20 protein-coding genes are annotated in these 24,009 nt (G+C 54.8%); 18 read left to right on the top strand and 2 right to left on the bottom strand.

The genetic code is table 11. The annotated features are described in order from the left end of the window. The first annotated feature begins 74 nt into the window (after positions 1-74). On the top strand, positions 75-1,907 hold the full coding sequence (locus KCG39_RS10635) for an SLC13 family permease (RefSeq protein ID WP_004123147.1): 1,833 nt from the start codon (positions 75-77) through the stop codon (positions 1,905-1,907). 52 nt (positions 1,908-1,959) lie between these two features. Here the strand turns inward: KCG39_RS10635 and yfbR are convergent, their stop codons facing one another. Continuing rightward, complete coding sequence (yfbR, locus tag KCG39_RS10630) at positions 1,960-2,559, bottom strand: 5'-deoxynucleotidase (protein ID WP_004123145.1); 600 nt, start codon at positions 2,557-2,559, stop codon at positions 1,960-1,962. Between the two features lie 87 nt (positions 2,560-2,646). Further along, entirely contained in the window at positions 2,647-3,864 is a 1,218-nt protein-coding gene (gene alaA / locus KCG39_RS10625; protein WP_004123143.1) for an alanine transaminase AlaA, read from the bottom strand. Between the two features lie 889 nt (positions 3,865-4,753). Here alaA and KCG39_RS10620 point away from each other — a divergent pair. The 17 genes from KCG39_RS10620 to KCG39_RS10540 all read left to right on the top strand — a co-directional run bounded on the left by KCG39_RS10620 (position 4,754) and on the right by KCG39_RS10540 (position 23,996). Further along, entirely contained in the window at positions 4,754-5,680 is a 927-nt protein-coding gene (locus KCG39_RS10620) for a LysR family transcriptional regulator (protein ID WP_142445920.1), read from the top strand. A gap of 651 nt (positions 5,681-6,331) precedes the next feature. After that, positions 6,332-6,778, top strand: a complete 447-nt coding sequence (gene nuoA, locus KCG39_RS10615; RefSeq protein ID WP_004123140.1) for an NADH-quinone oxidoreductase subunit NuoA — start codon at positions 6,332-6,334, stop codon at positions 6,776-6,778. Positions 6,779-6,793: 15 nt separating this feature from the next. Next, positions 6,794-7,468, top strand: a complete 675-nt coding sequence (gene nuoB, locus KCG39_RS10610) for an NADH-quinone oxidoreductase subunit NuoB (protein WP_002913178.1) — start codon at positions 6,794-6,796, stop codon at positions 7,466-7,468. 86 nt (positions 7,469-7,554) lie between these two features. Then, complete coding sequence (nuoC, locus tag KCG39_RS10605; protein ID WP_004123133.1) at positions 7,555-9,363, top strand: NADH-quinone oxidoreductase subunit C/D; 1,809 nt, start codon at positions 7,555-7,557, stop codon at positions 9,361-9,363. Positions 9,364-9,365: 2 nt separating this feature from the next. Next, positions 9,366-9,866, top strand: coding sequence for an NADH-quinone oxidoreductase subunit NuoE (nuoE, locus tag KCG39_RS10600; protein ID WP_004104075.1), 501 nt, complete (start codon positions 9,366-9,368; stop codon positions 9,864-9,866). Next, complete coding sequence (gene nuoF / locus KCG39_RS10595) at positions 9,863-11,200, top strand: NADH-quinone oxidoreductase subunit NuoF (protein ID WP_004870941.1); 1,338 nt, start codon at positions 9,863-9,865, stop codon at positions 11,198-11,200. Before nuoE ends, nuoF begins: the two co-directional genes overlap by 4 nt. An 87-nt stretch (positions 11,201-11,287) precedes the next feature. Continuing rightward, the gene (nuoG, locus tag KCG39_RS10590) at positions 11,288-14,014 is read left to right on the top strand and encodes an NADH-quinone oxidoreductase subunit NuoG (protein ID WP_142468011.1); all 2,727 of its coding nucleotides are present in this window, start codon (positions 11,288-11,290) and stop codon (positions 14,012-14,014) included. Further along, positions 14,011-14,988 (top strand): NADH-quinone oxidoreductase subunit NuoH, encoded by a 978-nt coding sequence (nuoH, locus tag KCG39_RS10585; protein WP_004104068.1) that lies wholly within the window; start codon positions 14,011-14,013, stop codon positions 14,986-14,988. The genes nuoG and nuoH overlap by 4 nt, the downstream gene beginning before the upstream one ends. Positions 14,989-15,002: 14 nt before the next feature. Further along, positions 15,003-15,545, top strand: a complete 543-nt coding sequence (nuoI, locus tag KCG39_RS10580; RefSeq protein ID WP_004104066.1) for an NADH-quinone oxidoreductase subunit NuoI — start codon at positions 15,003-15,005, stop codon at positions 15,543-15,545. 10 nt (positions 15,546-15,555) lie between these two features. Next, positions 15,556-16,110 carry an NADH-quinone oxidoreductase subunit J gene (nuoJ, locus tag KCG39_RS10575; protein ID WP_004123127.1) on the top strand — a complete coding sequence of 185 codons (555 nt, stop codon included), beginning with the start codon at positions 15,556-15,558 and terminating at the stop codon, positions 16,108-16,110. Continuing rightward, positions 16,107-16,409: an NADH-quinone oxidoreductase subunit NuoK gene (gene nuoK / locus KCG39_RS10570; protein WP_004104062.1), complete on the top strand. Its 303-nt coding sequence runs from the start codon at positions 16,107-16,109 to the stop codon at positions 16,407-16,409. Before nuoJ ends, nuoK begins: the two co-directional genes overlap by 4 nt. Next, the gene (nuoL, locus tag KCG39_RS10565) at positions 16,406-18,247 is read left to right on the top strand and encodes an NADH-quinone oxidoreductase subunit L (RefSeq protein ID WP_004123124.1); all 1,842 of its coding nucleotides are present in this window, start codon (positions 16,406-16,408) and stop codon (positions 18,245-18,247) included. The genes nuoK and nuoL overlap by 4 nt, the downstream gene beginning before the upstream one ends. Before the next feature lie 313 nt (positions 18,248-18,560). Continuing rightward, positions 18,561-20,090 carry an NADH-quinone oxidoreductase subunit M gene (gene nuoM, locus KCG39_RS10560; RefSeq protein WP_004870953.1) on the top strand — a complete coding sequence of 510 codons (1,530 nt, stop codon included), beginning with the start codon at positions 18,561-18,563 and terminating at the stop codon, positions 20,088-20,090. 6 nt (positions 20,091-20,096) lie between these two features. Beyond that, positions 20,097-21,554 carry an NADH-quinone oxidoreductase subunit NuoN gene (nuoN, locus tag KCG39_RS10555; protein WP_004123120.1) on the top strand — a complete coding sequence of 486 codons (1,458 nt, stop codon included), beginning with the start codon at positions 20,097-20,099 and terminating at the stop codon, positions 21,552-21,554. Positions 21,555-21,756: 202 nt separating this feature from the next. Beyond that, positions 21,757-22,308, top strand: a complete 552-nt coding sequence (locus KCG39_RS10550; RefSeq protein WP_004123118.1) for a tyrosine-type DNA invertase — start codon at positions 21,757-21,759, stop codon at positions 22,306-22,308. Positions 22,309-22,734: 426 nt separating this feature from the next. Next, positions 22,735-23,271, top strand: a complete 537-nt coding sequence (locus tag KCG39_RS10545; protein WP_142468010.1) for a fimbrial protein — start codon at positions 22,735-22,737, stop codon at positions 23,269-23,271. A gap of 62 nt (positions 23,272-23,333) precedes the next feature. Further along, the gene (locus KCG39_RS10540; protein ID WP_142445921.1) at positions 23,334-23,996 is read left to right on the top strand and encodes a fimbrial biogenesis chaperone; all 663 of its coding nucleotides are present in this window, start codon (positions 23,334-23,336) and stop codon (positions 23,994-23,996) included. The last annotated feature ends 13 nt before the right edge of the window (positions 23,997-24,009 follow it).

The following is a 24,009-nucleotide window of genomic DNA, read 5'->3' as shown; positions in this document are numbered from 1 at the left end:
TCATGATTTAGCCCCGCGCCGGCGGGGCTTTTTTATGCCAAACTTCCAACTCCATCTTCTGACAAGGATAAGTTGTGAACGGTGAACTGATTTGGGTGTTATCTCTTCTTGCCGTAGCCGTCGTACTCTTTGCCACCGGCAAAGTGCGCATGGACGCTATCGCGTTGCTGGTGATTGTCGCTTTTGTCCTTAGCGGCACTTTAACGCTCAGCGAGGCCTTCTCGGGATTTAGCGATCCCAACGTTATCCTTATCGCCGCGCTTTTCATTATTGGCGATGGGCTGGTGCGTACCGGGGTTGCCACCAAAATGGGCTCCTGGCTGGTAAAGGTTGCCGGTAATAGCGAAACCAAAATGCTGGTCTATTTAATGCTAACCGTTGCCGGATTAGGCGCTTTTATGAGCTCGACCGGCGTGGTGGCCATTTTTATTCCCGTGGTGCTCAGCGTGTCAATGCGCATGAACACGTCACCTTCGCGGTTGATGATGCCGCTCAGTTTTGCCGGACTTATTAGCGGGATGATGACTTTGGTGGCAACACCGCCCAACCTGGTCGTCAACAGCGAGCTGTTACGCGAAGGGCTGCAAGGATTCAGCTTTTTTAGCGTCACGCCTATAGGCCTGGTGGTGCTGGTTCTGGGCGTTTTCTATATGCTGGTGATGCGCTTCATGCTAAAGGGGGACGAAGGCGAACAGGTCCGCGATGGCCGTAAGCGAAGCACCTTCCGCGATCTTATCAAAGATTATCATCTCACGGGGCGCGCGCGTCGCCTGGCCATTCGCCCCGGCTCGCCGATGATTGGCCAGCGCCTGGACGACCTGAAGCTACGCGAACGCTATGGGGCGAACGTTATCGGCGTTGAGCGCTGGCGGCGCTTCCGGCGGGTTATCGTTAACGTTAACGGCGTATCGGAGTTCCGCGCCCGCGACGTTTTGCTGATCGACATGTCGGCCTCCGATGTGGATTTACGCCAGTTCTGTGGCGAGCAAATGCTGGAGCCCATGGTACTGCGCGGCGAATACTTTTCCGATCAGGCGCTTGACGTAGGGATGGCGGAAGTCTCTCTGATCCCGGATTCCGAACTGATTGGCAAGACGGTGCGCGAAATCGCCTTTCGTACCCGTTTCGATTTGAACATTGTGGGTCTGAAACGCGATGGCAAAGCTCTTGACGGCGCGGTCACCGATGAAGCTTTGCAGCTTGGCGATATCATGCTGGTGGTGGGGAACTGGCGGCAGATAGCCCTGCTGGCCAAGCGAGGTCGTGACTTTGTGGTGCTGAATATGCCCATTGAGGTCAATGACGCCTCGCCGGCGCACAGCCAGGCGCCGCATGCGATTTTCTGTCTGGTGCTGATGGTCGCGCTGATGCTGACTGACGAAATTCCGAACCCCATAGCGGCGATCGTGGCCTGTCTGCTGATGGGTAAATTCCGCTGTATTAACGCCGAAAGTGCCTATAAAGCCATTCACTGGCCGAGCATTATTTTGATCGTCGGGATGATGCCTTTTGCTCTGGCGCTGCAGAAAACCGGCGGCGTTGATCTGGTGGTACAGGGATTAATGGACGTGGCGGGAAGTAAAGGACCGTACCTGATGCTTGGCTGTCTGTTTGTGATGTGCGCGGCTATCGGCCTGTTTATATCCAATACCGCCACCGCGGTGCTGATGGCGCCCATTGCGCTGGCCGCGGCAAAGTCGATGGGCGTTTCGCCTTATCCTTTTGCGATGGTGGTCGCCATGGCGGCCTCGGCGGCGTTTATGACGCCGGTATCGTCGCCGGTGAATACCCTGGTACTGGGGCCGGGTAAATACTCATTCAGCGATTTTGTCAAAATCGGCGTGCCGTTTACTATCCTGGTGATGGTGGTGTGCGTTCTGCTGATCCCGATGCTGTTTCCGTTCTGATTCAGCAACGTTCTTCCCCGGTCAGGCTGAGGCTGGCCGGGGAGTGATTATTTTATAAAGGTGAATCCTGGCTGATTTCATCAAGCGAAAGGTGGAAGCTCGGCACGAAAACATGCATAAAGTAGTCCATCTCAGCGCTGCGGCGCGATTCCAGCGTTTTCTCAAGGCGGCCTTTGGCCAGCAGAAATTCATTATTCCCCGCCGATAGCTCTTCCAGACACTTCAGGTAGGCACAAAGCGCATCGGCCTGCTTAACAAGGGATTTTTCCTCTTCGCTGTAGTGCTGTTCGTCGATGAGCGGCTCAAAAATATCGCGCAGTTCATCAGGAACCATATCGACCAGCTTCTGCTGGGCGATTTTCTCGATGGCTTTGTATTCTTGCGCGATCTGCGAGTTGAAATATTTTACCGGCGTCGGCAGGTCGCCGGTCAGGACTTCCGAGGCATCGTGATACATCGCCAGCAAGGCAATGCGCTCGGCGTTAACCTGACCGCCAAATTTACGATTTTTGATCGCCGCCAGCGCATGGGCCACCATCGCGACCTGTAAGCTGTGTTCGGAGACGTTTTCGGTGCGCACATTACGCATCAGCGGCCAGCGGTTGATCAGTTTCAGGCGGGAGAGGTGGGCAAAGAAATGACTCTGACTCATAGGAACCCTTAATCAGTTACAACGTCGGGTGACATTGTGCGCAGGGATTGCCGCCGGATGCAAATCCCGGCGGCTGGGTAGATGCAATCAGAGCTGGTGGTAGCCGGAAAGGAAACGGCCGAAACGGGTAATTGCCATTTCAAGATCGTCTTCGCGCGGAAGGGTCACAATACGCACGTGGTCCGGCCACGGCCAGTTAAAGGCGGTACCCTGAACCAGCAGGACTTTTTCCTGTAGCAGAAAATCGAGCACCATTTTTTGGTCATCGTGAATATTAAAGCGCTTAGCGTCGATTTTCGGGAACATATACAGCGCGCCTTTCGGCTTGGTGCACGATACGCCTGGAATGTCGTTAATCAGCTCCCAGGCGCGATTGCGCTGTTCATATAAACGCCCGCCTGGAACAATAAATTCGCTGATGCTCTGATAGCCACCGAGAGCGGTTTGGATCGCATGCTGGGCCGGGACGTTGGCGCACAGGCGCATAGAGGACAGCATTTCCAGGCCTTCGATATAGCCTTTTGCGTGTTTCTTCGGCCCGTTAAGCACCATCCAGCCCTGGCGAAAGCCGGCAACGCGGTAGGTTTTTGACAGGCCGTTAAAGGTCACGGTGAGCAGGTCCGGGGCCAGCGGCGCAATTGAGTGGTGCTGCGCCTCATCATAGAGGATCTTATCGTAGATCTCATCGGCGAAAATAATCAGATTATGCTGGCGGGCGATCTCGACGATCTCCATCAGCAGCTCTTTTGAGTAGACCGCGCCGGTTGGGTTATTCGGGTTGATAATCACGATACCGCGGGTACGCGGGGTGATTTTCGCGCGGATATCGTCGAGGTCCGGGAACCAGTCGGATGACTCATCGCAGAGATAATGCACCGCTTTACCGCTGGAAAGCGCGACCGCGGCGGTCCAGAGCGGATAATCCGGCGCCGGAACCAGCATTTCATCGCCGCTGTTCAGCAGCGCCTGCATGGCCTGAACGATAAGTTCGGAAACGCCATTGCCGATATAAATATCTTCGACCGTCACATCGCGCATGCCTCGAGCCTGGTAATGCTGCATGATGGCCTTACGTGCGGAATAGAGGCCCTTTGAATCGCTATAGCCCTGGGAAGTCGGGAGATTGCGGATGACGTCAACGAGGATTTCGTCAGGCGCGTCAAAGCCAAACGGCGCTGGGTTGCCGATGTTCAGCTTCAGGACTTTGTTGCCTTCTTCTTCAAGGCGTTTTGCCTCTTTCAGAACCGGGCCGCGGATGTCGTAACAGACGTTATCTAACTTGCTGGATTTTTCGATGGGGGACATGAACCTTGACCTTTTAGCTGTTATCGCCACTCCCTGCCGTGGAAGTCAGCACGGAATAATGTACTCCGCATCCCCGCTGTTTTGAAGGGTTAACAGGAGAAGATTTTGCTATTCATATTTTTTTGGATTAATTGATTTCTCTGGTGGGGTAGTGTTTTGTTTATACAATAAACCTTCAATTCTTTCATTGGTGGTCATAAATTGTGTTCTTTTCTAATTCTATAAACGTTTATCTGGTTTGTTGATTTGACGGGAATGCGTGCTTATTTCTTGCGCAAAAGCTGCGTCACTTTCTTATGTACGTTTAATTCACAATACACAGAATGTGTTAACAACTTTACCAGGTATTTTTAATGAAAAGCATTTAATTGATAAATGGGTTTTATTTTATGCAAGGAATATTCTTAGGTTTGTAATTTAATTAAAGCGCTGGTCAGCATTTAAAATTGCCTGAGATAATACTGATTAACGCTTATAAATATTGTGGTTTTCGGTTAGAATAACATCGTTAATACTGATAGATGACTATGCCAGATAGCCTGTTTCTTTATTAATACATTGTTATTGCAGGTTTTTGTTATCTTTCTGAGCGCTATGGCAAAGTTTTTCGCTGGTGCAGATGCAGGCAATGGTCATTGACGGCTATTTTTTGCGTCTCATCACAAAAAACAATGCGCCGTAATTAAAAGCGCTCAGGCATACGAGCAAAATATTACTCTGAAATTCCGCGCATTTGCTGCTGATGAGTGCTTTCTAATGCAATAACGTTCGTCCAGTTGTTCATCCGTCTGTCCGTGGCGGGTAACGCGAAGCTTAAGGATTAGCCGGAAACCTGGAGCACAGCATCAACAAGGCAGGTAAGCATTAGCCGCCTGAATGTGAAGCAAATATGATAAATGAAAATCGTTCGATACTAAATTTAGACCTCGACCTCTTGAGAACCTTTGTTGCCGTCGCCGATCTCAATACATTTGCCGCTGCTGCCGTAGCGGTATGCCGGACTCAGTCAGCGGTAAGCCAGCAGATGCAGCGGCTGGAGCAACTGGTTGGCAAAGAGCTTTTTGCTCGCCACGGGCGCAATAAGCTTCTGACCGAGCAGGGCATTCAGCTGTTGGGCTATGCGCGGAAGATTCTGCGTTTTAATGATGAAGCCTGTATGTCGCTAATGTTTGGCAGCCTGCAGGGAACGCTGACCGTGGGAGCCTCTGATGAGACAGCGGATACCATTTTACCGTGCCTGTTAAACCGGATTGGTAGTTTTTATCCCAGGCTGACGCTGGAAATCAAAGTCCTCAAACACCTTGATATCGTCGATATGTTGAAGAGTGGGGCAATCGATCTTGCGCTGACCACCCGACAAACCCAGGGGTCTGACATGCTGACGCTGCGCACGTCGCCAACGCTGTGGTACTGCGCAGCGGATTATGTCCTCCCTCAGGGCGAGTCTGTCCCGCTTGTTTTGCTGGATGCCCCGGATCCGTTTCGGGAAGAGATCGTAGAGGTACTCAACGCCGCCGGCATTATGTGGCATCTTTCCCATGCGGCAAGCTCAATGGCGGGGGTGAAGGCGGCGGTGAAAGCCGGGCTTGGCGTAACCGCGCAACCGGTAGAGATGATGAGCCCCGAATTTCGCGTACCGGGCCGGAGTGATGGTTTACCCGTGCTGCCGGATACCCACTACATGCTGAACTGCAATCCGCAGAAGGCAAGCGAGCTGACGCAGGCCATTTTTCAGTCGCTGAGCGCAGAGTACCAGCCGTGGTCCACGCCACGCGTTTATACCCCTGAAGGGGGAGATAATTCCCTTATTTCCTGAGCGGGAAAAGCTAACAAACATCACAAAAACTGGTAACAAAATGTAAGTGTAAAAACGAACCCCAGACGTGTGAAATCGCCGCTGCGGTTCGTTTTTTTCAAATTTTATTGATTAATAGAAAGTTTTGTTGATATCTTTTGAGCTAAATCAGTAAGTTAGAACTGCTCCTCCTCTCATTTCTCGACTTTTCTCTGCACTTTCAATACTTCCTGCTAATGTTAAAAAACCATCTGGTTTGTTGCTGTTTTCTTGGTTGAATTAACAAAAGCGTGTCGCAGATCAAGAAAATACCCCTCCTTAGGGGGAGGAATCGTGTCTGAATCCTGTCAAAATAGGCGGGTCATTTTGATTTACGGCGGAAACGGACACGATTCAACAACACTAAACCCGAACAGTATGCAAGGTTATTCCGCATGAAAGGGCATTTAATGTTAATGAAAAAAATCCAATGTAAATTAATGTTGTGAAAACTTTTGTTAAAGTTGACAAAAGGTTAATGAAAGGAGTAAAAAGCCACCGCAACTGGCCTTCCACATCACCCAGGGACGCTTTTTTGCACGGCTATTTTTTTATTCCTCCCCGTGAAACGCTGTGGCGTTCATCTGCCAGTAAGAGCAGAGGGTTTTAGCGCTACACTTTTTTGGTTAAGCAATGCGTATGTCAACATCCACTGAAGTCATCGCTCATCATTGGGCATTCGCTATATTTCTCATCATCGCTATCGGCCTGTGCTGCCTGATGCTCGTCGGCGGCTGGTACCTTGGCGGACGCGCGCGCGCGCGAAGCAAGAACACGCCGTTTGAATCCGGGATCGACTCCGTCGGTTCGGCTCGCTTACGTCTTTCTGCGAAGTTTTATCTGGTTGCCATGTTCTTCGTTATCTTTGACGTGGAAGCCCTGTATCTCTACGCATGGTCGACCTCTATCCGTGAAAGCGGTTGGGTCGGCTTTGTGGAAGCCGCAATTTTCATTTTAGTGCTACTGGCTGGTCTGGTTTACCTCGTTCGTATTGGCGCTCTGGACTGGACGCCTGCGCGCTCCCGTCGCACGCTGGTTAACCCGGAAACAGACAGTCCCACTAACCGTCATACGCAGTAAAAGCGAGGCAATAAGATGGATTATACGCTCACCCGCATCGATCCTAACGGTGAGAACGACCGTTACCCCCTGCAAAAACAGGAGATCGTAACCGACCCCCTGGAGCAAGAAGTCAACAAAAGCGTGTATATGGGGAAACTCGAACACGCCTTACATGACATGGTTAACTGGGGCCGTAAGAACTCAATCTGGCCTTACAACTTCGGCCTTTCTTGCTGCTACGTGGAAATGGTGACGTCATTCACCGCGGTGCATGACGTTGCGCGCTTTGGTGCAGAAGTATTACGTGCCTCCCCGCGTCAGGCTGACCTGATGGTGGTCGCCGGCACCTGCTTTACCAAAATGGCGCCGGTCATTCAGCGTCTTTATGACCAGATGCTGGAGCCGAAGTGGGTTATCTCGATGGGCGCATGCGCCAACTCCGGCGGAATGTACGATATTTACTCTGTCGTGCAGGGCGTGGATAAGTTTATTCCGGTCGATGTTTACATCCCGGGCTGCCCGCCGCGTCCGGAAGCGTATATGCAGGCGCTGATGCTGCTGCAGGAATCCATTGGTAAAGAACGTCGTCCGCTCTCTTGGGTGGTAGGCGATCAGGGCGTTTATCGCGCCAATATGCAGTCGGAACGCGAGCGTAAACGCGGCGAACGTATTGCAGTGACCAATCTGCGGACTCCGGACGAGATTTAACTTGCGCCTGCGGGCGGGATGAAAACTTCGCAAATCAATCTACTACAGCGCGAAGTCTCGCCGGCAGTCACCACGGACCTTTTGCAATGGTGAACAATATGACCGATTTAACCGCGCATGACGCCGCACCAGCCTGGCAAACCCGCGATCACCTTGATGACCCGGTGATCGGCGAACTGCGCAACCGTTTTGGGCCGGATGCCTTTACCGTTCAGCCCACCCGCACCGGCGTTCCGGTGGTTTGGGTGAAGCGCGAACAGCTGCTTGAGGTGGGTGATTTCCTGAAGAAGTTGCCGAAGCCTTACGTGATGCTGTTTGACCTGCATGGCATGGACGAACGTCTGCGCACGCACCGCGATGGTTTACCCGCCGCGGATTTTTCCGTTTTCTATCACCTGATTTCAATCGACCGCAATCGCGACATCATGCTCAAGGTTGCATTGTCTGAAAACGATCTGCATCTGCCGACCTTCACCAAACTGTACCCGAACGCCAACTGGTATGAGCGTGAAACCTGGGAGATGTTTGGCGTCACCTTCGATGGTCACCCGAATCTGCGCCGCATCATGATGCCGCCGACCTGGGAAGGCCACCCGCTGCGTAAAGACTACCCGGCGCGTGCAACCGAATTTGACCCGTTTGAGCTGACCAAAGCCAAACAGGATCTGGAAATGGAAGCGCTGACTTTCAAACCGGAAGAGTGGGGCATGAAGCGCGGGACCGAAAACGAGGACTTTATGTTCCTTAACCTCGGCCCGAACCACCCCTCCGCGCACGGTGCGTTCCGTATTATTTTGCAGCTTGATGGCGAAGAGATCATCGACTGCGTTCCGGATATCGGCTACCACCACCGCGGCGCTGAGAAGATGGGTGAGCGCCAGTCCTGGCACAGCTACATTCCGTATACCGACCGTATTGAGTACCTCGGCGGCTGCGTTAATGAGATGCCGTACGTGCTGGCGGTGGAGAAACTGGCGGGAATAACCGTGCCGGATCGCGTCAACGTCATCCGCGTAATGCTTTCCGAGCTGTTCCGTATCAACAGCCATCTGCTGTACATCTCCACCTTTATCCAGGACGTCGGGGCGATGACGCCGGTGTTCTTTGCCTTTACCGACCGCCAAAAGATCTACGATCTGGTGGAAGCGATTACCGGCTTCCGTATGCACCCGGCCTGGTTCCGTATCGGCGGCGTCGCGCACGACCTGCCCCGCGGTTGGGATCGCCTGCTGCGTGAATTCCTCGAGTGGATGCCGAAGCGTCTGGATTCCTATGAAAAGGCCGCGCTGCGCAACTCCATCCTGATCGGTCGTTCGAAAGGGGTTGCCGCCTACAACGCCAAAGAAGCGCTGGAGTGGGGCACCACCGGCGCGGGCCTGCGCGCGACCGGCATCGGCTTCGACGTGCGTAAATGGCGTCCTTATTCTGGCTATGAAAACTTCGACTTTGAAATCCCGACCGGCGGTGGCGTCTCCGACTGCTACACCCGCGTGATGCTGAAAGTGGAAGAGCTGCGCCAGAGCCTGCGCATTCTTCAGCAGTGCCTCGATAACATGCCGGAAGGCCCGTTCAAGGCGGATCACCCGCTGACGACGCCGCCGCCGAAAGAGCGCACGCTGCAGCATATTGAAACCCTGATTACGCACTTCCTGCAGGTTTCCTGGGGCCCGGTCATGCCGGCGCAAGAATCCTTCCAGATGATTGAAGCGACCAAGGGTATTAACAGTTACTACCTGACCAGCGACGGCAGCACCATGAGCTACCGTACCCGCGTGCGCACGCCAAGCTTCGCACACCTGCAGCAGATCCCGGCCGCTATTCGCGGCAGTCTGGTCTCCGACCTGATTGTCTATCTGGGTAGTATCGATTTTGTTATGTCAGACGTGGACCGCTAATTATGCACGAGAATCAACAACCACAAACCGAGGCTTTTGAGCTGAGTGCGGCAGAGCGTGAGGCGATTGAGCACGAAAAGCACCACTACGAAGACCCGCGTGCGGCGTCCATTGAAGCGCTGAAGATCGTTCAGAAGCAGCGCGGTTGGGTGCCGGACGGCGCAATCTACGCTATCGCCGATGTGCTGGGGATCCCGGCCAGCGACGTAGAAGGCGTGGCGACCTTCTACAGCCAAATATTCCGCCAGCCGGTAGGCCGTCACGTGATTCGCTACTGCGACAGCGTGGTGTGCCATATCACCGGGTTCCAGGGCATTCAGTCGGCGATCGAGAAGAAGCTGGATATCAAACCGGGTCAAACCACCTTTGATGGCCGCTTCACTCTGCTGCCGACCTGCTGCCTGGGCAACTGCGACAAGGGGCCGACCATGATGATTGATGAGGACACTCACAGTTATCTGACGCCGGAAGCGATTCCTGACCTCCTGGAGCGGTATAAATGAAAACCATTATTCGTACTGCCGAAACCCATCCGTTAACCTGGCGTCTGCGCGACGACAAACAGCCGGTATGGCTGGATGAATACCAGAGTAAAAACGGCTACGCCGGGGCGCGTAAAGCGCTCTCCGGCATGGCGCCGGATGAAATCGTCACTGCGGTAAAAGACGCCGGCCTGAAAGGGCGCGGCGGCGCGGGCTTTTCCACCGGTCTGAAGTGGAGCCTGATGCCGAAAGACGAGTCCATGAACATCCGTTACCTACTGTGTAACGCCGATGAAATGGAACCGGGCACCTATAAAGACCGCCTACTGATGGAACAGCTGCCGCACCTCCTGGTGGAGGGCATGCTGATCTCCGCATTCGCGCTGAAAGCCTACCGCGGCTATATCTTCCTGCGCGGCGAATATATCGAAGCGGCGCAGCACCTGCGCCGGGCCATTGCCGAAGCGACCGAAGCGGGTCTGTTGGGTAAAAATATCCTTGGCACCGGTTTTGACTTCGAACTGTTTGTGCACACCGGGGCAGGGCGCTATATCTGCGGCGAAGAAACCGCGCTGATCAACTCCCTCGAAGGCCGTCGCGCCAACCCACGTTCGAAGCCGCCGTTCCCGGCCAGCTCCGGCGTCTGGGGGAAACCGACCTGCGTAAACAACGTTGAAACCCTGTGCAACGTTCCGGCGATTCTGGCCAACGGCGTCGAGTGGTATCAGAACATCTCTACCAGTAAAGACGCCGGCACCAAGCTGATGGGCTTCTCTGGCCGAGTGAAGAACCCGGGCGTCTGGGAGCTGCCGTTCGGCACCACCGCGCGCGAAATTCTGGAAGATTACGCGGGCGGCATGCGCGATGGTCTGAAGTTTAAAGCCTGGCAGCCGGGCGGCGCGGGCACTGACTTCCTGACCGAAGCGCATCTCGACCTGCCGATGGAGTTCGAAAGCATTGGTAAAGCGGGCAGCCGTCTGGGCACCGCGCTGGCGATGGCGGTTGACCATGAGATTGGCATGGTGCCGCTGGTACGCAACCTGGAAGAGTTTTTCGCCCGAGAGTCCTGCGGCTGGTGTACGCCCTGCCGTGACGGCCTGCCGTGGAGCGTGAAAATTCTGCGCGCTCTCGAGCGTGGCGAAGGTCAGCCGGGGGATATCGAGACGCTTGAGCAGCTGTGTCGATTCCTCGGTCCGGGTAAAACCTTCTGCGCGCACGCGCCGGGTGCGGTTGAGCCGCTACAGAGCGCGATTAAATATTTCCGCGAAGAATTCGAAGCTGGCATTAAACAGCAGTTCAGCAATACCCATGCAATCAACGGGATTCAGCCGAACCTGCTTAAGACGCGCTGGTAATGTATCCACAAAATCATTCAGGTTGCCTCTACGTTGGCTGCCTGAATGAATAAGTGGAAAAGATTTTTTTACTTTGGAAGCACGCTAATGGCTACGATTCATGTAGACGGCAAAGAGTACGAGGTCAACGGAGCGGACAACCTGCTAGAAGCTTGTCTCTCTTTGGGCCTGGATATTCCATACTTTTGCTGGCATCCGGCGCTAGGGAGCGTCGGTGCTTGCCGCCAGTGTGCGGTGAAGCAATATCAGAACGCGGAAGACACGCGTGGCCGCCTGGTGATGTCCTGTATGACACCGGCATCCGACGGCACTTTTATTTCCATCGACGACGCAGAAGCGAAGCAGTTCCGCGAAAGCGTAGTTGAGTGGCTGATGACCAACCACCCGCACGACTGTCCGGTGTGCGAAGAGGGCGGCAACTGCCACTTGCAGGATATGACCGTAATGACCGGTCATAGCTTCCGTCGCTACCGCTTTACCAAGCGTACTCACCGCAACCAGGATCTTGGGCCGTTCATCTCTCACGAAATGAACCGCTGTATCGCCTGCTACCGCTGCGTTCGCTATTACAAAGATTATGCAGACGGCACCGATCTTGGCGTTTATGGCGCTCACGACAACGTCTACTTCGGACGCCCGGAAGACGGGATGCTGGAAAGCGAGTTCTCCGGCAACCTGGTGGAAGTCTGTCCGACCGGCGTGTTTACCGATAAAACGCACTCCGAGCGTTATAACCGTAAATGGGACATGCAGTTTGCGCCAAGCATCTGCCAGCAGTGTTCCGTCGGCTGTAACATCAGCCCCGGCGAACGCTATGGCGAACTGCGTCGTATCGAAAACCGCTATAACGGTACCGTTAACCGCTACTTCCTCTGCGACCGCGGTCGTTTCGGCTACGGCTATGTGAATCTCAAAGACCGTCCGCGTCAGCCGGTTCAACGCCGCGGCGACGATCTGATTACCCTTAACGCCGAGCAGGCGATGCAGGGTGCGGCGGATATTCTGCGTCAGTCGAAGAAAGTAATCGGTATCGGCTCTCCGCGCGCCAGCCTCGAAAGCAACTTCGCGCTGCGCGAACTGGTCGGCGCCGGGAACTTCTATACCGGCATTGCTAAAGGTGAACAAGAACGCCTGCAGATGATGCTGAAAGTGCTGCGCGATGGCGGTATTCATACCCCGGCGCTGCGCGAGATCGAATCCTACGATGCGGTGCTGATCCTCGGCGAAGACATCACCCAGACCGGCGCGCGTATCGCGCTGGCGGTGCGTCAGGCGGTGAAAGGCAAAGCGCGTGAAATGGCGGCGGCGCAGAAAGTCGCCGACTGGCAGATCGCCGCGATCCTTAACATCGGCCAGCGCGCGAAGCATCCGCTGTTTGTCACCAATATTGATGACACCCGCCTCGATGACATCGCCGCATGGACCTACCGCGCGCCGGTGGAAGATCAGGCGCGACTCGGTTTTGCCATCGCCCATGCGCTGGACGAAAGCGCCCCGGCGGTAGAAGGGCTGAGCGGCGAGCTGAAAGGCAAAATTGACGTGATCGTTCAGGCGTTAGCCGGAGCGAAAAAACCGCTGATTGTCTCCGGAACCAACGCCGGCAGCATTGAAGTTATTCAGGCGGCGGCCAACGTGGCGAAAGCCCTGAAAGGTCGCGGCGCCGATGTCGGCGTGACGATGGTCGCCCGCGCGGTCAACAGCGTTGGCCTCGGCATGATCGGCGGCGGCTCGCTTGAAGAAGCGCTGAGCGAACTGGAAACCGGCTCTGCCGATGCGGTTATCGTGCTGGAAAACGACCTGCACCGCCACGCTTCAGCCGCCCGCGTTGATGCGGCGCTGGCGAAAGCGCCCCTGGTGATGGTGGTTGACCATCAGCGTACGGCGATTATGGAAAAAGCGCATCTGGTGCTCTCCGCGGCAAGCTTTGCGGAAAGCGACGGTACCGTGGTCAACAACGAAGGTCGCGCCCAGCGCTTCTTCCAGGTTTACGACCCGGCCTACTACGACGCGAAAACCGTAATGCTGGAGAGCTGGCGTTGGCTGCACTCATTGCACAGCACCGTGAACAACCGTCAGGTTGACTGGACCCAGCTGGACCACGTGATTGACGCCGCCATTGCCGCCCTGCCGCAGCTGGCCGGGATCAAAGACGCCGCGCCGGATGCGACCTTCCGCATTCGCGGTCAGAAGCTGGCCCGTGAACCGCACCGCTATAGCGGTCGTACGGCGATGCGCGCCAACATCAGCGTGCATGAACCCCGTCAGCCGCAGGATAAAGACACCATGTTCGCCTTCTCCATGGAAGGGAACAACCAGCCGTCCGCGCCGCGCTCGCAAATTCCGTTTGCCTGGGCTCCGGGCTGGAACTCACCGCAGGCGTGGAACAAGTTCCAGGATGAAGTGGGCGGTAAACTGCGCCACGGCGATCCGGGCGTGCGTTTGATTGAAGCTTCCGCCAGCGGTCTTGAGTACTTTACCGCGGTACCAGCAAGCTTCCAGGCAGAAGACGGGAAATGGCGTATCGCGCCTTACTATCATCTGTTCGGCAGCGACGAGCTGTCGCAGCGTTCTCCGGTATTCCAGAGCCGCATGCCGCAGCCGTACGTTAAGCTGAACCCGGCAGATGCCGCGAAGCTTGGGGTGAACGAAGGTGCAATGGTCTCTTTTAGCGTTGATGGCCAGGCGCTTAGCCTGCCGCTGGTAATCTCGGCGGGGCTGACGGCAGGACAGGTTGGCTTACCGATGGGCATGCCAGGGATTGCGCCGGTGCTGACCGGAGCGCGTATTGATACTCTGCAGGAGGCGAAAGCATGAGTTGGTTAACTCCCGATCTCATCGACATTCTGTTAGGCATCCTTAAAGCGGTAGTGATTCTACTGGTGGTGGTCACCTGCGGCGCGTTTATGAGCTTCGGCGAACGTCGTCTGTTGGGCCTGTTCCAGAACCGTTACGGACCTAACCGCGTGGGCTGGGGCGGTTCGCTGCAGCTCGTCGCCGACATGATCAAGATGTTCTTTAAAGAGGACTGGGTTCCGCGCTTCTCGGATCGCGTGATCTTTACTCTGGCGCCGGTGATCGCCTTTACTTCGCTGCTGCTGGCCTTCGCCATCGTGCCGGTCAGCCCGACGTGGGTGGTGGCCGATCTGAACATCGGCATTCTGTTCTTCCTGATGATGGCAGGCCTGGCGGTCTATGCGGTACTGTTCGCCGGCTGGTCGAGCAACAACAAATACTCGCTGCTTGGCGCGATGCGTGCTTCTGCCCAGACCCTGAGCTACGAAGTGTTCCTCGGGCTTTCCCTGATGGGCGTGGTGGCGCAGGCCGGTTCATTCAACATGACCGATATCGTCAACAACCAGGCGCATCTGTGGAACGTCATCCCTCAGTTCTTTGGCTTCGTGACCTTTGCGATTGCGGGCGTAGCGGTATGTCACCGTCATCCGTTTGACCAACCGGAAGCGGAACAGGAGCTGGCTGACGGTTACCATATCGAATACTCCGGCATGAAGTTCGGTCTGTTCTTCGTCGGTGAATATATCGGGATTGTCACCGTATCGGCGCTGATTGTGACGCTGTTCTTCGGCGGCTGGAATGGCCCATGGTTACCTCCTTTCATCTGGTTCGCGCTGAAAACCGCGTTCTTTATGATGATGTTCATTTTGATCCGCGCATCATTACCGCGTCCGCGTTATGACCAGGTAATGTCCTTTGGCTGGAAGGTATGCCTGCCGTTAACGCTGATCAACCTGTTGGTAACGGCGGCTGTCATTCTCTGGCAGGCGCAATAAGGGGTGAATTGACCATGACCTTAAAAGAATTATTGGTAGGGTTTGGCACCCAGGTCCGCAGTATCTGCATGATCGGGATGCACGCCTTTGCCAAACGAGAAACTCGGATGTACCCGGAAGAGCCGGTATATCTGCCGCCGCGCTACCGTGGCCGCATCGTGCTGACGCGCGATCCGGACGGCGAAGAGCGCTGCGTTGCCTGTAACCTGTGTGCGGTAGCCTGTCCGGTAGGCTGTATCTCTCTGCAAAAAGCGGAGACCAAAGACGGTCGCTGGTACCCGGAGTTTTTCCGCATCAACTTCTCGCGCTGTATTTTTTGCGGCCTGTGCGAAGAAGCGTGCCCGACCACGGCGATTCAGTTGACCCCGGACTTTGAGCTGGGCGAATACAAACGTCAGGATCTGGTGTACGAAAAAGAGGATCTGCTGATTTCCGGTCCGGGTAAATATCCGGAATATAACTTCTACCGGATGGCGGGTATGGCAATCGACGGCAAAGATAAGGGCGAAGCAGAGAACGAAGCTAAGCCTATCGACGTCAAGAGCCTGTTACCGTAAGGAGAGGGCAATGGAATTCGCTTTTTATATCTGTGGCCTGATAGCCATCCTCGCAACCCTGCGGGTGATCACCCACACCAATCCGGTGCACGCGCTGCTGTACCTGATTATTTCGCTGTTGGCGATTGCCGGGGTGTTCTTCTCGTTAGGGGCCTACTTTGCCGGTGCGCTGGAAATTATTGTCTACGCCGGGGCCATTATGGTGCTGTTCGTGTTCGTGGTGATGATGCTCAATTTGGGCGGCAGCGAAATCGAACAGGAGCGTCAGTGGCTGAAACCCGGGATCTGGATTGGTCCAGCCATTCTTTCCGCGGTGCTGCTGGTGGTGATCGTTTACGCCATTCTCGGCGTTAACGATCAGGGTATCGACGGCGCGGCGATTAACGCCAAAGAGGTGGGTATCGCGCTGTTTGGGCCGTACGTACTGGCGGTGGAGCTGGCCTCCATGCTGCTGCTTGCGGGCCTGGTTGTCGCCTTCCATATCGGCCGTGAAGAACGCGCCGGGGAAGTGCTGAGCAACCGTCCGAACGACAGCGATAAAAGAAAAACGGAGGAACACGCATGATCCCCTTAACACATGGACTGATCCTCGCCTCTGTCCTGTTTGTCCTCGGCCTGACGGGGCTAGTTATCCGCCGCAATCTGCTGTTTATGCTGATTAGCCTGGAGATCATGATCAATGCCGCCGCGCTGGCTTTCGTGGTTGCAGGGAGCTACTGGGGCCAGACCGATGGCCAGATAATGTATATCCTCGCCATCACGCTCGCCGCCGCGGAAGCGAGTATCGGCCTGGCGCTGCTGCTGCAGCTCCATCGTCGTCGCCAGAACCTGAACATCGATTCAGTAAGTGAGTTGCGCGGATGAACATGCTTGCCTTAACCATTCTTTTGCCATTGATTGGCTTTGTTTTGCTGGCCTTCTCCCGTGGCCGCTGGTCGGAAAATTTATCCGCCACCGTGGGTGTGGGCTCGGTAGGCCTGGCGGCGCTGGTCACGGCGTTTGTCGGCGTAGACTTCTTCGCCAACGGCAAACAGGCGGTCAGCGTACCGCTGTGGACCTGGATGTCGGTCGGCGACTTCAACATCGGCTTCAATCTGGTGCTGGACGGCCTCTCTCTGACTATGCTGTCCGTGGTCACCGGCGTCGGCTTCCTGATCCACATGTTCGCCTCCTGGTATATGCGCGGTGAAGAGGGTTACTCCCGCTTCTTCGCCTATACCAACCTGTTTATCGCCAGCATGGTCGTTCTGGTGCTTGCGGATAACCTGCTGCTGATGTACCTCGGCTGGGAAGGCGTGGGCCTGTGCTCCTATCTGTTGATCGGCTTCTACTACACCGATCCGAAGAACGGCGCGGCAGCGATGAAAGCGTTTGTGGTGACCCGCGTCGGCGACGTATTCCTGGCGTTCGCGCTGTTCATTCTCTACAACGAGCTGGGCACCCTGAACTTCCGCGAAATGGTCGAACTGGCGCCTGCGCACTTCGAAGCAGGTAATAACATGCTGATGTGGGCAACCCTGATGCTGCTGGGCGGCGCGGTGGGTAAATCTGCCCAGCTGCCGTTGCAGACCTGGCTGGCGGACGCGATGGCGGGTCCAACCCCTGTCTCCGCGCTGATCCACGCCGCGACCATGGTCACCGCCGGTGTTTATCTGATTGCTCGTACTCACGGCCTGTTCCTGATGACCCCGGAAGTACTGCATCTGGTGGGGATTGTCGGGGCGGTGACGCTGGTACTGGCAGGTTTTGCCGCCCTTGTGCAGACCGATATCAAACGCGTACTCGCGTATTCCACCATGAGCCAGATTGGCTACATGTTCCTCGCGCTTGGCGTGCAGGCATGGGATGCGGCAATTTTCCATCTGATGACCCATGCGTTCTTTAAAGCGCTGCTGTTCCTGTCGTCCGGTTCGGTGATTCTCGCCTGCCATCACGAACAGAATATCTTCAAGATGGGCGGCCTGCGTAAGTCAATTCCGCTGGTATACGTCTGCTTCCTGGTAGGGGGTGCCGCGCTGTCCGCGCTGCCGCTGGTGACTGCCGGCTTCTTCAGTAAGGATGAGATTCTGGCGGGCGCGATGGCGAATGGTCATCTTAATCTGATGGTCGCCGGTCTGGTCGGGGCGTTTATGACCTCCCTGTACACCTTCCGTATGATTTTCATCGTGTTCCACGGTAAAGAACAAATTCACGCTCATGCAGGGAAGGGGATTACCCATCATCTGCCGCTGATTGTGCTGCTGGTGCTCTCGACCTTTGTTGGCGCGCTGATTGTGCCGCCGCTGGAAGGCGTGCTGCCGCAGACCACCGAGCTTGAACACGGACGCGTCATGACGCTGGAAATCGCCTCCGGGGTGATTGCCATCGCCGGCATTCTGATTGCCGCCTGGCTGTGGCTGGGTAAACGCACGCTGGTGACGTCGATTGCCAACAGCGCGCCGGGTCGTCTGCTCGGTACCTGGTGGTACAACGCCTGGGGCTTTGACTGGCTGTATGACAAAGTGTTCGTTAAGCCGTTCCTCGGCGTGGCGTGGCTGCTGAAGAGCGATCCGCTGAATGCCCTGATGAACATTCCGGCGATCCTTTCCCGCTTCGCAGGCAAAGGCCTGGTGGTGAGCGAGAATGGCTATCTGCGCTGGTATGTTGCTTCTATGGGCATCGGCGCGGTCGTGGTGCTGGCGCTGCTGATGGTATTGCGTTGAGTTTGTTGGCTGGTTGAACGATTGCCGGATGGCGCTGTGTTTATCCGGCCTACAAACCCAAAATTATTTTTAGAATTCGTTTAAAATCTGTTCCTGAAGTACAGGCGTCATCGGCGAAGTCAGATCGGAGACCGCCAGCGCAGATCGACCGGAGCGTACTTGAGTACGTGAGGATGATTCGCGAAGCTCAGCCCTACGGGGCCGTCCTTACGGACGTTCGAAACGCGCTGCGTTTTGTGTGAGCACTGGCAGGATTCGGGCTGGCGAGCGAGATAGCCTGAGCAGGAGTAAAATATAAGGGACATACTTAGCTATGTTATTACCCTGGTTAATACTAATTCCCTTCATCGGCGGCTTCCTGTGCTGGCAGACTGAACGCTTTGGCGTGAAGATGCCGCGCTGGATCGCGCTGATCACTATGGGATTGACGTTTCTGCTTGGCCTGCAGTTGTGGATGCAGGGCGGCTATTCTCTCACGCAATCTACTGGTATTCCGCAGTGGCAGTCGGAATTCGTGATGCCGTGGATCCCGCGATTCGGTATTAGCATTCATCTGGCTATCGACGGTCTGTCGCTGCTGATGGTGGTGCTGACCGGGCTGCTCGGCGTGCTGGCGGTGCTCTGTTCATGGCGCGAAATTGAAAAATATCAGGGCTTTTTCCATCTTAACCTGATGTGGATCCTCGGCGGCGTGATCGGCGTATTCCTGGCTATCGACCTGTTCCTGTTCTTTTTCTTCTGGGAAATGATGCTGGTGCCGATGTACTTCCTGATCGCGCTGTGGGGCCATAAGGCCTCCGACGGTAAAACGCGTATCACGGCGGCAACCAAGTTCTTCATTTATACCCAGGCGAGCGGGCTGGTGATGCTGATTGCCATCCTGGCGCTGGCGTTTGTCCACTTCAACGCTACCGGCGTGTGGACCTTCAACTATGAAGAACTGCTGAAAACCCCGATGTCCCACGGCGTGGAATACATGCTGATGCTGGGCTTCTTTATCGCTTTCGCGGTAAAAATGCCGGTGGTTCCGCTGCACGGCTGGCTGCCGGATGCGCACTCTCAGGCGCCGACCGCCGGTTCTGTTGACCTCGCGGGGATCTTGTTGAAAACCGCGGCCTACGGCCTGCTGCGTTTTGCGTTGCCGCTGTTCCCGAACGCTTCCGCCGAATTTGCCCCTATCGCCATGTGGCTGGGCGTCATCGGTATTTTCTACGGCGCGTGGATGGCCTTCAGCCAGTACGATATCAAGCGTCTGATTGCTTACACCTCTGTTTCCCATATGGGCTTCGTGCTGATTGCTATCTACACCGGCAGCCAGCTGGCTTACCAGGGCGCGGTGATTCAGATGATTGCCCACGGCCTGTCCGCTGCTGGCCTGTTTATTCTTTGCGGCCAGCTGTACGAGCGCCTGCATACGCGCGATATGCGTCAGATGGGCGGCCTGTGGAGCAAAATTAAGTGGCTGCCGGCGCTGTCGATGTTCTTTGCGGTCGCGACCCTCGGGATGCCGGGTACCGGTAACTTCGTCGGCGAATTTATGATTCTGTTCGGCAGCTATAAAACCGTACCGGTGATTACTATTATTTCTACCTTCGGTCTGGTGTTCGCTTCCGTGTACTCGCTGTCGATGCTGCATCGCGCGTACTTTGGTAAAGCAAAAAGCGAAATCGCCGCGAAAGCGTTGCCGGGAATGTCCCTGCGTGAACTGTCGATCATCCTGCTGCTGGTTGTTCTGCTGGTGCTGCTGGGCTTCTTCCCACAGCCGATTCTGGACACCTCGCACTCTGCGATGAGCAACATTCAGCAGTGGTTTGTTAATTCTGTTTCTACTACAAGGCCGTAATTCGCCATGACAATAACTCCACAACAACTGATCGCACTGCTACCGCTGCTGATCGTCGGCTTGACGGTGGTGGTTGTGATGCTCTCCATTGCGTGGCGACGCAATCATTTCCTCAATGCCACGCTGTCGGTTCTCGGCCTGAACGCCGCGCTGATATCACTCTGGTTCGTGGGTCAGAACGGAGCGATGGACGTCACGCCGTTGATTCGCGTAGATGGCTACTCGATGCTCTACACCGGGCTGGTGCTGCTGGCGAGCCTCGCCACCTGTACTTTCGCCTACCCATGGCTTGAGGGTTACAAGGACAATAAAGAAGAGTTCTATCTGCTGGTGCTGATTGCCGCGCTGGGCGGCATTCTGCTGGCGGGCGCTAACCATCTGGCGGCGCTGTTCCTCGGCATCGAACTGATTTCGCTGCCGCTGTTCGGCCTGGTCGGCTACGCCTTCCGCCAGAAACGCTCGCTGGAAGCCAGCATCAAGTACACGATTCTGTCCGCGGTTGCCTCTTCGTTCCTGCTGTTCGGTATGGCGCTGGTATATGCCAATTCCGGTAACCTTTCGTTCCTGGCGCTCGGTAAGAGCCTGACGGATGGCATGCTGCACGAGCCGCTACTGCTGGCCGGTCTTGGTCTGATGATTGTCGGCCTTGGCTTTAAGCTGTCGCTAGTGCCTTTCCACCTGTGGACGCCGGACGTTTACCAGGGTGCGCCTGCGCCGGTCTCCACCTTCCTGGCGACCGCCAGTAAGATCGCCATCTTCGGCGTGGTGATGCGTCTGTTCCTCTATATGCCGGTTGGCGGCAGCGAGGCGGTACGCGTGGTGCTGGGCCTGATCGCCTTTGCGTCGATTATCTTCGGTAACCTGATGGCGCTGAGCCAGACCAATATCAAACGTTTGCTCGGCTACTCATCCATTTCCCATCTTGGCTACCTGCTGGTGGCGCTGATTGCCCTGCAGAGCGGCGACATGTCGATGGAAGCGGTGGGGGTTTACCTGGCCGGTTACCTGTTCAGCAGCCTCGGCGCGTTCGGCGTGGTGAGCCTGATGTCCAGCCCGTACCGCGGCCCGGATGCCGATTCGCTCTACTCCTACCGCGGCCTGTTCTGGCATCGTCCGATTCTGTCGGCGGTGATGACGGTGATGATGCTGTCTCTTGCCGGTATCCCGATGACGCTGGGCTTTATCGGTAAATTCTACGTGCTGGCGGTAGGTGTGCATGCGCACCTGTGGTGGCTGGTCGGGGCGGTAGTGCTGGGTTCAGCGATTGGCCTCTACTACTACCTGCGCGTGGCGGTGAGCCTCTATCTGAGCGCGCCGGAGAAACTGAATCGCGATGCGCCGTCTAACTGGCAGTACAGCGCCGGGGGCATCGTGGTGCTGATCTCCGCGCTGTTGGTGCTGGTGCTGGGCGTATGGCCGCAGCCGTTAATCAGTATCGTACAGTTGGCTATGCCGCTGATGTAATGATATTGGTCGTGGGTAAAAAGGATCGCTTCGGCGATCCTTTTTTTATCTGCGCGAAAACGGTGGGCTCTACTCTTTAATATTTTTTGTAATATTCATGCTTTTTATCATATTAAGCTCACTTTACATTTCCACTCATCCTCTTATTTTCCGTACTATTATTACTACGCACAATGTTGTGTTTTGTAGATGGAGAAAATGAATGAAAACAAGGCGTAAGCATTTGACCGTCGGGGAGGTTCAGCGTTTGGTTGAAGCCGCCAGGCGGGGGGCTAACCCGGAACGCGATGTCTGTTTACTGTGGATGTGTTTTAATCATGGGTGTCGGGTGAGCGAAATTCGCCACTGGAAGCTCTCTGATATCGATATTCAAAGTGGGGTCATTTATATTCGTCGGCTGAAAAATGGCTTTTCAACCACGCATCCTATTTATAAACAAGAGGTAAAGGTACTCAACGAGTGGCTGCGCGTGCGTAATAATTACCCCGGGAATAATTCCGGCTGGCTCTTTTTATCACGAAATGGCCAGCCTTTATCCCGCCAGAGAATATATCAGATGATGAAAAATCTGAGCCTTGTTGCTCAGTTGGAAATCAATGCGCATCCGCATATGCTGCGCCACGCGTGCGGTTTCGCGCTGGCGAATAACGGGGTGGATACACGATTAATCCAGGATTTCCTTGGACACCGGAATATTCAGCATACGGTTATCTATACGGCAAGTAATGATGCAAGATTTAGAGAGGTTTGGTAAATGGAATAGTCATTTTGTATCAAACTGACTCCTATGCTATCCACAGGTGGTAACAATGTCAATTTATGATTAACAATATTTTTTATTATTATTTTCATGTGGTTGTATTAAATATAGGTGTCATTTATTTTTTTGGTTTCTTTAATTGGCTTCATGTATGGTTTGTGCCTCTTCCCACTCTTTAGTTTTTTATCGTGTTTATTAGGCTTTTCCCTGGTAAATATGAAATAAAAAATGCCTTCCCTGGCGATATATATTTCAATTAATTGAAGTGGTCAAATTGATACATAATGACCACTTCGTAATATTATATCCATTTCATGGGTCAATGTTTTGTTGCGTTATTAGTATCAAACGTAAATAAAAGGATGCGCAGGGTATTGCGCTTATAAGTGAATGCATTGACTGCATTGAAAAGGATAAATCATGAAAAAAACATTACTTGCTGCTGTTGTCGCTGGTTGCGCGGCGTTCTCTGGTGCTACGCTGGCGGATGACGGTCAGGTGAAGTTTATCGGCGATATCATTGATGCTGGCTGCGACGTGGTGAACGACCTGTCCAACCCGCTGGAAGTTCAGATGGGGCAGATTGCCAAGACCGCGTTTAGCGGTACCGGGTCTACTGCGGCTGAACAGAATTTCGCGATTAAACTGGAAAACTGCCCGACTACCGTCGCTAAAGCATCGGTACTGTTCTCCGGCGCCAACGTCAACGGGGATAATGATAAACTGCAGCTGACCGGCGCGGGCGTCGATCCGGACGTGGCGACCGGCGTGGCCCTGCAGCTGGTTGATGCTAGCAGCAACTCGACGCTGCCGCTTTATACTCGTTCTGCCAGCCTGTCCATCCCGGCTACCGGCAATATCGATCTGCCGTTCCGCGTCCGTTATATCCAGACTGAGACCTCCATCGTTGCCGGTAAGGCTGACGGTACAGCCAACTTCACCATCAGCTATAACTAATTTTCCGTCTATATGACAGTGTTAGCGAGCCCTATGTGGCTCGCTTTTCCAGGGAGCTGGAGATGCAAAAATACCTGAAAGTGCTAATAGCTGGATGGCTGTTGGTCGGTGCCGCGGCGCATGCGGGAGTGGTTACCGGCGGTACTCGCCTGATCTATCCCGGCGGTAAAAAAGAGTCCTCACTGAGCGTAACCAATAATGACGCTACGCCTTATCTCATTCAAAGCTGGGTTGAGAGTAATAAAGGTGCTGCCCCTTTTCTGTTAACGCCGCCTTTATTTCGCCTTGAGGGCGAACAGCAAACCCGACTGCGGGTCATTTACAGCGGCGGTTTAGCGGAAAATAAAGAAAGCATGTTCTGGATGAACATTAAAGCGATTCCCTCCTCGCAGGCTAAAGCCGGCGCCAATACCTTACAGATCGCTATCAAAACGCGTATCAAATTGATTTATCGCCCCAAATCCGTCGAAGGAACACCGGAAATGGTGACGGAGCAGCTTCGCTGGACGCGTAGCGGTAATACCTTACAGGTCACTAATCCCACCGCCTTTTATATGAATTTTGCCGAAGTCAAAGTTGGCGGCGCCGAAGTCAAAGAAGCGAACTGGGTGGGACCGGGGGAAACGGCGCGTTTTCAATTGCCGAACGTCAGCGCCGGCGCTTTGCAGTGGAAACTGATTAACGATTACGGCGGTATCGGCGCGCTGCACCGCGCGAGTTTGTAGAGGCTTTCAGGCC

It is taken from the genome of Klebsiella pasteurii (genome assembly GCF_018139045.1).
GTDB classification, from domain to species: domain Bacteria; phylum Pseudomonadota; class Gammaproteobacteria; order Enterobacterales; family Enterobacteriaceae; genus Klebsiella; species Klebsiella grimontii.
The sequence above is the reverse complement of the archived record's forward strand: the minus strand, read 5'-3'. Positions and strand labels throughout refer to the sequence as shown.